Source organism: Rhizobium mayense (assembly GCF_030272705.1).
In the GTDB taxonomy this organism is placed as follows: domain Bacteria; phylum Pseudomonadota; class Alphaproteobacteria; order Rhizobiales; family Rhizobiaceae; genus Rhizobium; species Rhizobium mayense.
The window spans coordinates 99,421-111,435 of sequence record NZ_JARFYM010000020.1; the positions used below are offsets into that span (position 1 = coordinate 99,421).

At 62.0% G+C, this 12,015-nt stretch carries 9 protein-coding genes and 1 tRNA gene; 4 read left to right on the top strand and 6 right to left on the bottom strand.

Annotation, left to right across the window (positions count from 1 at the left end; translation table 11 throughout):
• Window positions 1-72: 72 nt before the first annotated feature.
• The 4 genes from PY649_RS22105 to PY649_RS22120 are packed head-to-tail and all read left to right on the top strand — an operon-like array spanning window position 73 to window position 4,931.
• On the top strand, window positions 73-933 hold the full coding sequence (locus tag PY649_RS22105; RefSeq protein ID WP_285870840.1) for a carbohydrate ABC transporter permease: 861 nt from the start codon (window positions 73-75) through the stop codon (window positions 931-933).
• On the top strand, window positions 930-1,766 hold the full coding sequence (locus PY649_RS22110) for a carbohydrate ABC transporter permease (protein ID WP_285870841.1): 837 nt from the start codon (window positions 930-932) through the stop codon (window positions 1,764-1,766). Before PY649_RS22105 ends, PY649_RS22110 begins: the two co-directional genes overlap by 4 nt.
• A 16-nt stretch (window positions 1,767-1,782) precedes the next feature.
• Entirely contained in the window at window positions 1,783-2,871 is a 1,089-nt protein-coding gene (locus tag PY649_RS22115) for an ABC transporter ATP-binding protein (RefSeq protein WP_285870842.1), read from the top strand.
• A gap of 56 nt (window positions 2,872-2,927) precedes the next feature.
• Window positions 2,928-4,931, top strand: coding sequence for an aldo/keto reductase (locus PY649_RS22120; RefSeq protein WP_285870843.1), 2,004 nt, complete (start codon window positions 2,928-2,930; stop codon window positions 4,929-4,931).
• A 220-nt stretch (window positions 4,932-5,151) separates the two neighbouring features.
• Here the strand turns inward: PY649_RS22120 and PY649_RS22125 are convergent, their stop codons facing one another.
• The 6 genes from PY649_RS22125 to PY649_RS22150 form a co-directional block, all read right to left on the bottom strand.
• A complete protein-coding gene (locus PY649_RS22125) occupies window positions 5,152-5,685 on the bottom strand; it encodes a methylated-DNA--[protein]-cysteine S-methyltransferase (protein ID WP_285870844.1) in 534 nt (177 codons plus the stop codon).
• A gap of 383 nt (window positions 5,686-6,068) precedes the next feature.
• Window positions 6,069-9,239 carry an efflux RND transporter permease subunit gene (locus PY649_RS22130; protein ID WP_285870845.1) on the bottom strand — a complete coding sequence of 1,057 codons (3,171 nt, stop codon included), beginning with the start codon at window positions 9,237-9,239 and terminating at the stop codon, window positions 6,069-6,071.
• Window positions 9,236-10,681 carry an efflux RND transporter periplasmic adaptor subunit gene (locus tag PY649_RS22135; RefSeq protein WP_285870846.1) on the bottom strand — a complete coding sequence of 482 codons (1,446 nt, stop codon included), beginning with the start codon at window positions 10,679-10,681 and terminating at the stop codon, window positions 9,236-9,238. The genes PY649_RS22130 and PY649_RS22135 overlap by 4 nt, the downstream gene beginning before the upstream one ends.
• Window positions 10,678-11,079, bottom strand: a complete 402-nt coding sequence (locus tag PY649_RS22140) for a FixH family protein (protein WP_285870847.1) — start codon at window positions 11,077-11,079, stop codon at window positions 10,678-10,680. Before PY649_RS22140 ends, PY649_RS22135 begins: the two co-directional genes overlap by 4 nt.
• Before the next feature lie 130 nt (window positions 11,080-11,209).
• Entirely contained in the window at window positions 11,210-11,587 is a 378-nt protein-coding gene (locus tag PY649_RS22145; protein ID WP_285870848.1) for a hypothetical protein, read from the bottom strand.
• A gap of 336 nt (window positions 11,588-11,923) precedes the next feature.
• Window positions 11,924-12,000 (bottom strand) — tRNA-Met (locus tag PY649_RS22150).
• Between the last annotated feature and the right edge of the window lie 15 nt (window positions 12,001-12,015).

Here is a 12,015-nt window from a genome sequence, read left to right on the forward strand (position 1 = left end):
GCCGCCTCGGAGGCGGCGGCGGGGATATGGCTTCATACGCCGATTCGCTAGGCATAAAAGGAGAAGGCATTCATGCGGTTGCGAAACCGGAGCGCCTATGCGTTCCTTGCACCCTATTTCCTGGTGTTCGCCACCTTCTGGATCTGGCCGATCATCTATTCGTTCCTGATCTCGTTTCAGAACACGCGCGTCAATCCATGGGTATTCAGCGTCTCGATCAACTGGGGACGCCTGTTCGGCGACCCGGCCTTCTACAACGCTCTCGCAAACACGCTGATCATCCTGGTCATTCAGGTTCCGGTGATGATCTCGCTCGCCACCGTCATGGCGGTGCTGCTGAACTCGCCGCTTCTGAAGGCGCAAAGCCTGTTCCGCTTTGCCTTCTTCGCTCCCGTCGTGGTCGGCGAAGTGGCCTATGCCGCAGTCTTCCGGCTGATGTTCAATGTGGATTTCGGCATCATCAACAAGCTGCTGGGCGGCATCGGTATCGCACCGGTTTCCTGGTTTTCCGAAGCGCATGCCGCCATGCTGCTCATTATCATCGCCGTGACCTGGCGCTGGTCCGGCTACAACGCGATCATCATCCTGTCCGGGCTGCAATCGATCCCGGAGGATGTCTATGAGGCCGCCACGCTCGACCGTGTCAGCCGCATCAAGCAATTCTTCTACATTACCCTGCCGCTGTTGAAGCCGATCATCCTCTTTTGCGTGGTGCTATCGGTCATCGGTACGATGCAGCTCTTCACCGAGCCCTTCCTGATCACCAATCGCGGCGGTCCAGGCGGTGCGACGGAAACGCTCGGCCTCTTGCTCTATCGCCAGGGTTTCCAGTCGCTGAACTTCGGCTACGCCTCGGCCATTGCCTACACCATGGCGGCGCTCGCCGTAGCCATCTCTCTTCTCAATCTCTGGGTGGGGCGCGAACCGAAATGAAATCCAAGTCCAAATCCACTCTGATGCGATCGGTCGCTCTGCACGCCCTGCTGACGCCACTTGCCATTATCTGGCTGTTTCCGCTCTGGATGATGTTCATCTTCTCCACGATGCCGGACTACGGCATTTTCAGCCCGGATATCATCCTGACCCCGTCGACGGGCTTCTTCGACAATGTCCGGAATCTGCAAGCCGACACCAACTTTTTCGGCGCGCTGACGATCTCCATCGGCGTTGCGGTTATCTATACCTTCCTGTCGGTTCTCCTGACCTCGATGGCCGGATGGGCGCTTGCCCGCTACCGCTTCCTTGGCCAGTCCATTGTGATCGGCATCATTCTCGGAACGATCACGCTGCCCTATTCAGTCGTCGTCATTCCGCAATTCATCATGGTGGCGCGCGACTTCAAGCTGGCGAATACCTGGATCGCGCTGATCGTGCCGCCGCTCTTCAACTCGCTAGGCGTGCTCTTCATGCGCCAGGCCTTTTCGATGATGCCGGGCGAGCTTTTCGACGCTGCCCGGGTCGAGGGTGTCAAGGAGTGGCAGATATTCCTGCGCATCGCCCTGCCGCTGGCGCGGCCGACCATGGCCGCGCTCGCCATCATCCTGTTCCTGGTCTCCTGGAACAACTACCTCTGGCCGCTGCTGATCAATTCCAAACCAGGCATGATGACGGCGCCGGTAGCCTTGGGAACGCTTATCGGCCTTACCAAGGTCTCCTGGGGCGGCATCATGGCCGGCGCGGTCATGCTGACGGCGCCGATCCTGATCGTCTTCGTTCTCCTGCAACGCCACTTCATCGCCGGCATTGCCGCCGGCGCAATCAAATAATTCCGGGAGATCCCGTATGGCAGAACTGTCCCTCGCCAATGTCGTCAAGCGCTACGGCGCCCTTGAGATCATCCACGGCGCCAATCTCGAAGTGAAGGACGGCGAGTTCGTCGTCTTCGTCGGCCCATCCGGCTGCGGCAAGTCCACGCTACTGCGCATGATTGCCGGCCTGGAGGACATTTCCGGCGGCGACATCCGCATCGGCGGACGTACTGTCAACGATGTCGAGCCGGCCGATCGCGGCATCGCCATGGTGTTCCAGTCCTACGCGCTTTATCCGCACCTGACGGTCGAGCAGAATCTCAGCTTCGGCCTGCGCATGAACGGCAACCCGAAGGCGGATACCGACCGGCGCGTCAAACAGGCGGCCGAGATCCTGCAGATCACCGAGCTGATGCAACGTCGACCGAAGCAGCTTTCCGGCGGCCAGCGCCAGCGCGTCGCCATCGGCCGCGCCATCGTACGCGAGCCGCAGATCTTCCTGTTCGACGAACCCCTTTCCAATCTCGACGCCGAACTGCGCGTGCAGATGCGCGTCGAGATCTCGCGCCTTCACAAGAAGCTCGGCACCACGATGATCTATGTGACGCACGACCAGACGGAGGCGATGACGCTTGCCGACAAGATCGTTGTTCTACGCGGCGGCAATATCGAACAGATCGGCGCGCCGCTCGATCTCTACGACAATCCCGCTAATCAGTTCGTCGCCGGCTTCGTCGGCTCGCCGAAGATGAATTTCCTGCCGGCCGAGGTTGTTGGCAAGCAAGATGGCAGCGTGACGGTGGCCCTGCAGAGCCTGCGCGACGTCCGCCTGTCGCTGCCGGTCACCACGGCTCCGGTCGAAACCGGCCAGACGGTGACGCTCGGCGTCCGACCCGAACATTTTCTCGAGGCCGGCCGCGGCGATATCGACATGACCGTCGATGTCGACGTCGCCGAACATCTCGGCAATACCAGCTACATCTACGCCAACATCGCCGGCGGCGAGCAGATCGTCATCGAGCGGGAGGAATCCCGCAACACCAATAATCGCGACACGCTGACCGTCGCACTCTCCGCAGCCAAGACATTCCTCTTCGACGGCGCCGGCAAACGCTTGCGATAGGCGCCATCCCCTTACCCCTCCCAGGACAGCATGCAGATTTACGAAAGGACCGTTTCATGAGTACAAACGCACCCATCCGCTGGGGAATTATCGGCCCCGGCAAGATCGCCCAGACCTTCGCCGACGGCGTTGCCCATTCGCGCACCGGCAAACTGGTGGCGATCGCCAGCCGCAATCCCGAGAAGCCGGGCCTTGGCGATAATTTCCCAGGCGCGCGCATCGTGGACGGTTACGAAGCGCTGCTGATCGATAAAGAAATCGATGCCATCTATATCGCCACGCCGCATACGGGCCATGCCGAATGGGCCATCAAGGCGATCCGCGCCGGCAAGCATGTGCTCGTCGAAAAGCCGATCGCGCTGTCGGCCTATGACGCCGAGGCGATCTATTACGAAGCCAAGAAGGCCGGCGTCTTTGCCGGCGAAGCCTTCATGTACCGCGTCCATCCGCAGACGGCGAAGCTGGTCGAGCTGGTGAAGAGCGGCGTGATCGGCGAAATCCGCATCATCCGCTCTTCCTTCGGCTTCAACATGGGCACGGTCAAGCCGGAGCACCGGCTGTTTGCCAACGACACCGCTGGCGGCGGTATTCTGGATGTCGGCGGCTACCCGGTATCAATGGCGCGGCTGATTGCCGGTGCCGTTGAAGGCAAGCCGTTCCTCGATCCGGAAAAGGTCTCGGGCGTTGCCCATCTCGGCCAGACCGGTGTCGACGAATGGGCTTCGGCGGTGCTGAAATTCCCGAACGAGATCATCGCCGAAGTCTCCTGCTCGATCATGGCGAACCAGGACAACACGCTGCGCATCATCGGCTCGGACGGCCGTCTGGAAGTCAAAGATTTCTGGTTTGCCTGCGGCCACAAGGGCGGCATCGGCAAGATCGAACTCATCAAGGGCGCCGAGACGCAGACGATCGAGGTCAAGGAGGACGGCTGGCTCTATTCCTTCGAAGTCGATGCCGCCGGCGAGGCCATCCGCGCCGGCCGGCCGGAATTTGCCTATCCGGGCATCGGCTGGGCAGACTCGATCGGCAACCTGCGCGTTCTCGACCAATGGCGCGCTTCTGTCGGCCTCGAATACGAGGTCGAGAAGGCGACGCGACGGACGACGAACATCGCCGGCGCGGCGGTCACCAAGGGCAACAGCATTCCGAAACGCAGCATTCCCGGCATTGCCAAGCCGGCCTCGATCGTCACGCTCGGCTTCGAGTTCTTCCCGAATTTCGCCGCCGCCTCGCTGACGCTCGACGCCTTCTATGAGGCTGGAGGAAACGTCTTCGATTCGGCCTATGTCTATGGCGGCGGCAAGACGGAGAGCATTTTCGGCGACTGGCATACCAGCCGCAACGTGCCGCGCGAGGAGATCGTGCTGATCGGCAAGGGTGCGCATTCGCCGCTTTGCTATCCGGACATGATCGGCAAACAGCTCGACCAATCGCTGAACCGGCTGAAGACCGACTATGTCGATATCTATTTCATGCATCGCGACAACACGGCCGTTCCGGTTGGCGAATTCGTCGATGCCATGGATGCCGAGGTCAAGGCCGGCCGCATCCGCGGCATTTTCGGCGGCTCCAACTGGACCCGGGCTCGTTTCGACGAGGCGATCGCCTATGCCGAGAAGAATGGCAAGGCGGCGCCTGCCGCTCTTTCCAACAACTTCTCTTTGGCGGAAATGCTCGACCCGATCTGGGCCGGATGCGTCGCCGCCTCCGACGACGAATGGAAAGCCTGGCTCAATGCCAAGCATATCCCGAACTTCGCCTGGTCAAGCCAGGGCCGCGGCTTCTTCACCGACCGTGCCGGCCGCGACAAGCGGAATGAAGAGGAACTGGTGCGCGTCTGGTATTCCGACCGAAATTTCGGCCGTCGGGACCGGGCGATCGAACTGGCGCAGAAGCTTGGCCGCAACCCTATCCACATCGCGCTCGCCTATGTCGTCGCCCAGCCCTTCCCGGTCATCCCGCTGATCGGACCGCGCACGATCGCCGAGCTGGAAGACAGCCTCTCAGCGCTCGACATCAAGTTGACGCCGGAGCAGGTGAAGTGGCTTGAGGGCTGACAGAAGCCTATGGCCGGCTTGACAACAATCGAGCCGGCCGTTTCGCGCATGGTCAGAGGCCGAAAACAAAAATAGCCTGCTTGGTTCCACACGCGGGCTGTTCAGACTAATCTCGCTAATAGTCCTGACATTGTCGATATGGCCGAGTTTGGCGGGTCTGGTGCCCACCCAGATAATCGCGATGACCGGACGTTTCCTCAGACCGAGTGCAGCCAATCCGTCACGCCGCAAAATTGAACGTCTTGGTTTCTGAACCTTCAAAACCCAGAAGATAGGTCTTCCGCTCCAGGCCACCGGCAAATCCCCTCAGGTCCCCCGCCGATCCGATAACGCGATGGCACGGCGCGATGATGGATATCGGATTCCTGCCATTGGCCGCGCCAACCGCGCGTATCGCCTTGGGCGCACCGATCTGCGCGGCAATCTCGGCATAGGAGCGCGTCTCTCCAAAGGGAATGGTGAGCAGCGCCTGCCACACCTTCCTTTGAAACTCGGTGCCGGCAAAATCGAGCGGAAGATCAAAAACCTTTCGTTCGCCGACGAAATATTCCCGCAATTGCCGTTCCGTCTCGATGAGAACCGGATGGCTCTCATCCGCTGCGACGATATTCAGCGGGACACGGTTCGGCCGGTCGATATCCCAGAGAATCGCCGCCAAGCCCTCGTGACTGGCGACGAGCTTCAACCGTCCGACAGGAGAATTCGCGATCTTGTAGACGTAATCTTTCTGCACACCTCGCGCCGTCTTGGCCATGTCTATATCCTCTCGCTGGAACCGGACCGGATCGTTGAAACGGCCCCGCCGCCTTTCGCCCGATCACGGCGAATCCGCTACGCCGCTGACAGTGACGCATATGACCTGAAACGCCGTCTACGGCCCACCCGAAAACTGTTTCGACCGAGGAAAAGCACAATATTTTCACGGCGCGAGCGCGAATCGCCCAATGCTTGCAGAATCCGGACGCCCGCGGCGTGGACCGTCGGTCCACGACACGGGCGAAGACTTCACCGGAAGAACAGATATTTAATCAGCGCCGCGATCACCAGAACGACCACGACGATTCCGAGCAGACCCGCGAGGCCCATGCCCCACATCATGCCGCTGCCCATCATATCGTTCATCATCGCATCCTCCTTTCATTCGGCTGCCTCGAGACCGCCCTCGTCTTGCTCGACGAACCCGCTCTCCGCGGACGATATCGGCAGCCGCCATCCCTTGACGAGGCCATAGACGGCCGGGATGACGATCAGCGTCAGCAGCGTCGAGGAAACCATGCCGCCGATCATCGGCACGGCGATGCGCTGCATGATCTCCGATCCGGTGCCGGTCCGCCAGAGGATTGGCACGAGGCCGGCCATGATGGCGACGACCGTCATCATCTTTGGCCGGACACGTTCGACCGCCCCGACCATGATGGCCCGGTTGAGGTCCAGTTTGGAGAAGGATCGCCCTTCCTTCTCGCAGGCTTCGCGCTGCTCCTTCATGGCGTGGTCGAGATAGATCAGCATGATCACCCCCGTCTCTGCCGCCACGCCCGCAAGGGCGATGAAGCCGACGGCGACCGCCACCGAGGCGTTGAAGCCCATCCACCACATCAGCCAGATGCCGCCGACCAGTGCGAAGGGCAGCGACAGCATGACGATCATCGTCTCGGTCAGCGCCTTGAAGTTCAGGTAGAGCAGCAGGAAGATCAGAGCCAGTGTCAGCGGCACGACGATCGCAAGCCGCGCCTCGGCCCGCTGCAGATATTCGAACTGGCCGCTCCAGGCGACGGAGTAGCCCGGCGGCAGTGTCACGCTTTTTGCCACCGCCTGCTGAGCTTCTGCGACATATCCGCCGAGATCGCGGCCTGCGATGTCGACATAGACGTAGACGGCAAGTTGGCCGTTTTCCGTGCGGACCGTCGTCGCACCGCGGGTGAGCTTGACGTCGGCCACCTCGCCGAGCGGAACCGTTCCGCCGCCCGGCAGCGATATCTGGACATCGCGGGCGATCGACTGCGGGTCGCTTCGGAAGGCCCGGGGGTAGCGGACGGCGACGCCGTAGCGCTCGCGGCCCTCGACGGTCGAGGTGACGACCTCGGAGCCAAGCGCCATGCCTATGACGTCCTGGACATCGTTGATGGTCAGTCCGTAGCGGCCGAGTGCGGTGCGGTCCGGGACGATGTCGAGGTAGTAGCCGCCGATCACTCGTTCAGCATAGGCGCTCGAAGTTCCGGGTATCGTTTTCAACATGCTTTCGATCTGCCGCGCCACCTTCTCCATCTCTCCGAGATCGGTGCCGTAGACCTTGACGCCGACCGGCGTCCTGATGCCGGTCGACAACATGTCGATGCGGCCGCGGATCGGCATCGTCCAGGCGTTCGACACGCCGGGGAACTGCAGCGCAGCATCCATCTCGTGCTTCAGGCTGTCGACGGTCACGCCCGGCCGCCATTCCGACTTCGGCTTCAACTGGATGATCGTCTCGAACATCTCCGTCGGAGCCGGATCGGTGGCCGTCAGTGCCCGGCCGGCCTTGCCGAACACCGTCTGGACTTCCGGGAAGGACTTGATGATGCGGTCCTGTGTCTGCATCAGTTCGGCCGCCTTGGTGACGGAGATGCCGGGCAGCGTCGTCGGCATGTACATCAGCGTGCCCTCGTCGAGATTGGGCATGAACTCGCTGCCGACGTGTTGCGCCGGCCAGACGGTCGCCGCCAGGATTAGGACCGCAATGGCGATCGTCAGCGTCTTCACCTTCAGGACGCCGGAGATGACCGGGCGGTAGAGCCAGATAAGAATGCGGTTCACCGGATTCTTCTGTTCGGGCACGATATGCCCGCGGACGAAGACGACCATCAGGGCGGGAACGAGTGTCACCGACAACAGCGCCGCGGCCGCCATCGAGAAGGTCTTGGTGAAGGCGAGCGGGCCGAACAGGCGGCCTTCCTGCGATTCCAGCGTAAAGATCGGCAGGAAGGACACGGTGATGATCAGCAGGCTGAAGAACAGCGCCGGCCCGACCTCGCTCGCCGCCTCGACGAGGATCTCGACACGGGGCTTGTGCGGTGGAGCCCGCTCAAGATGCTTGTGAGCGTTCTCGATCATGACGATGGCCGCGTCGATCATCGCGCCGATGGCGATGGCAATGCCGCCGAGGCTCATGATGTTGGCGCCGAGGCCGAGCAGCCGCATGGCGATGAAGGCGATCAAGATGCCGACCGGCAGCATGACGATGGCGACGAGCGCGCTCCGGACATGCAGAAGGAAGGCGATCGTCACCAGCGCGACGACGATGGATTCCTCGACCAGCGTTCCCTTCAGGGTCTCGATCGCCGCTTCGATCAGGGTCGAGCGATCGTAGACGGGCACGACCTCCGTACCCAGCGGAAGGCTGCCCCTGATGGAGTCCATGCTTTTCTTGGCATTGTCGATCACGGTCAGGGCATTTGCTCCGAAACGCTGCAGCACGATGCCGCCCGCCACTTCGCCCTCGCCATTGAGTTCGGTGATTCCGCGCCGCTCGTCTGGGACGAGTTCCACCCTGGCGACGTCGGCGAGCCTCAGCGGCACGCCGTTCTGGCTCTTCAGTACGATGCGCTCGATATCGGGGATGCCTTTCAGGTAGCCGCGGCCGCGGACCATGAACTCGAACTCGGAGAGTTCGATCGTTCGGCCGCCGACATCGGTGTTGCTGGCGCGCACGGCATTGGCGACGTCTTGCAGCGATACCCCTTGCGCCTTCAGGCGGGCCGGATCGACGACGATGGAATATTGCTTCACGAAGCCGCCGACGCTTGCGACCTCGGCGACGCCCTCGGACTTCGACACGCCGAAGCGCACCACCCAGTCCTGCAGCGACCGCAGTTCGGCGAGCGACAGTTCCTTGGCGACGAGGGCATATTCGTAGACCCAGCCGACGCCCGTCGCGTCGGGGCCGAGGGTCGGGGTAACGCCTTGTGGCAGGCGGCTTTGCGCGGCGTTTAGATATTCGAGCACGCGGCTGCGCGCCCAATAGGGATCGGTGCCATCGTCGAAGATGACGTAGACGAAGGAGACGCCGAAGAAGGAGAAGCCGCGCACGACCTTCGACTTCGGCACCGTCAGCATCGACGTCGTCAGCGGATAGGTGACCTGATCCTCAACCACCTGCGGGGCCTGGCCGGGATATTCCGTGTAGACGATGACCTGCACATCGGAGAGGTCGGGGATGGCGTCGAGCGGCAGGGAGCGCAGCGCATAGATGCCGCCCGCCACGGCGAGCGCGGCGCCGACGAAGATCAGGACGAGATTGTGGGCGGACCAGGAGATGACGCGCGAGATCATGGCTTGGCCTCCTCCGGGGTCATGGCGCTCAGCGCCGCGTTGAGGTTGCTTTCGGCATCGAGCAGGAAGTTGGCCGAGATGACCACCTTGTCGCCGGCGGCGATGCCTTGCCGGATTTCCGTCCTGTCGTCGCCACGGACGCCGAGCTTGACGTCCTTCGGTTCGAATCGTCCGTCTCCCTTGTCGATGAACACCACCTGGCGGTCGCCCGTATCGACGATCGCGCCATTGGGAACCGCGACGACCGGCATGGGAGCTCCTGCTTCGATCTCGACATCCGCGTACATGTTGGAAAGCAGGACGCCGTCCGGATTGGGAAGCTCGACACGGACCTTAGTCGTGCGCGTCTGCATGTCCACTTCCGGGTAGATGAGGTCGACGGTGCCGCTGAAGGTCCTGCCGGGGAGGCTGCGGACGGTAACGTCGGCCTTCCCGCCGATCTTCACAGACGCGAGGTCGTATTCCGGAACGTCGGCGATCGCCCACATGTCGGAGGTGTCCGCGATACGGAATAAGGTGTCGCCGGGCTTCGCCATCATGCCCGTGGTCGCCATGCGTTCGAGGACGACGCCGTCGCGCGGGGCGGTATAGGCCATGCTCGTCGGCACCTGACGTGTCCGGGCGATATCGTCGATCACATCCTGCGGAACACCGAGGTTCTTTAGGCGCAATGCCGAGCCAGCGTCGTCGCTACCGCGGGAGCTATCGCGACCGGCGGCGTATTCGGAAGCGGCAGTGGCGATCTCCCTTGAATAGAAGCGAAAGAGCTTCTCGCCCTTGCCGATATGATCGCCCGTCGTGACGTTGGCGACGTCGTCGACGAAGGAATCCGCTCGCATCGAGATCACGCTGACGAGGCGCTCGTCGAGCGTAACAGTGCCTGGCACCTCAACCTTGCGGCTGATGCTGGCCATCTCGGCCGTGGCTGTCTTCACACCCGTGCGCTGCAGCTTGCCGAGCGAGACCTTGACGGTCGAGGCGTCGGACTGCTCACCCTCGTAGACGGGAATGTAATCCATGCCCATCGAGTCCTTCTTCGCAACCTTCGACGTGTCGGGCAGGCCCATTGGGTTCCGATAATAGAGGATGCGGCCTTTGCCGGTCTCGCCCGCAGTTCCGGCGTCCGCCGTCTTTGTGGAGGTAGCGGGCGCCTTCGCCTTGTCGTCAAAGCTCACCTCCTCGCTGGCATCCACGGCGACGAAGGGACGTCCGTCATCTGTGTTCTTCGGTGCCGCAGAGAATTGAGGGCGCCCGTCGGGGTGGCGATAATAGACGATCGCGCCCGTCGAAACGCGCCCCGAAGCGGCGGGCGTGGCGAGCGCCGCCTCCACTAGATTGAGGCCGACCATGGAGGCCAAGTTGTTCGTGCCAGCCCAATAGCCTCCCCCGCCGAACAATACGGCGAGGGAGAGCGTGGCTGCCACACGCGATGGCGTGTTCAAGGGTTCGCCTTCAGAACGAGCTCGCCCTGGACGGTATCCGGCTCACCCTGGACCTTGGCCGCGAGTTTGAAACGCCAGCTGCCTGCCATAGCGAAGTCGGTCTTGAAAACGTAGACGCCTGGCTCCGTCGATGTCGCCGCCTCGACGGGCGCCGTCATCATCTCCATGCCTTCCGGAGCCATGTCCATGCGGGTGGTGAAGATGACCGCGTCGGCAACCGGCTTGCCGGTCCGCTTGTCAACCAGACGCACGGAGACCAGCGATCCCCGGCCCTGCTTGACGTCGGTCGAAACCGGTTGGAACTCATAGTCCTGCGCGGATGCGAAGGACACGGTGGCGGAACCGGCGATCAGCACGCCGGCGAGGAGCATTGCTCCCGAAAAAGAAGTCTTGTTCATGATTCCGATCTCATTGGGACGGATCTTCCCGATCACGTCCTCGGGGTCAAAATTGATGGCTATCGGATCCGAGCGGACGCAATTCGGCGTCCGGCTGAACCGTGCGGCGTGTTTCAAAGATGACTTGAGATCAGGCTCTTGGAGGGCGATCCGGCGGCGCGCCGATCGTCGGATCACGCATCCGGTCCCGGTACGGATCGACATTGGCGCCACGATCGACGCGAAACAGGGCAAATTCCCCATGCGCGAGACCCGGAGCGCATTTGGCCATGCAAATGGTCGCGAGCGGACAGGACTTCTGGCAGTCGGGCAGAGACTGTTTCTGATCCGGGCAGCAGGGCATGTCGTCAGGCATTGCGCCCATGTCCATCGTCTGTGTCATCGCCTCGGCCGTCAGGGCCACGACCGACGGCGCAGCCATCGGAGCGGTCAAAAAGCCCAGGATCGCAAGGATCGAGAGCAAGCGGGCGATAAGGGACCAGAGTCTCATGGCGGCAACGGATGACATATTGTGCGCCACAGGAAAAGACGGCCATGTTCACATTTTCGGCAGAACGCCGTGACATCTCATCGGTTCCGGCGCGCAAGATGTCCGTCGCGAACAGACTCTGTTTCGTGTCTTGTGACGCGGATTTAGCAGCCGCAGATCATAGTGGTCTGGCGCACAGGATCGCAGTTTTCGGCTATTGTGGGATAGTTTAGCGCCGGTGGCCGCGGGGGGCAGGCTTTGTGGTTTTCTGTGCCGCGTCTCGCCTTTCGGTAATGGTCGGGAGGCTGATGAGGTAGCATGCCGAGCGAAGCGGACTGCTTGGTGGCGGCGATCGTGGATTTTGGTTGGAAGGCTTGGTTGCGGGGGCAGGATTTGAACCTGCGGCCTTCAGGTTATGAGCCTGACGAGCTACCGGGCTGCTCCACCCCGCGTTACCAGCGTAAACC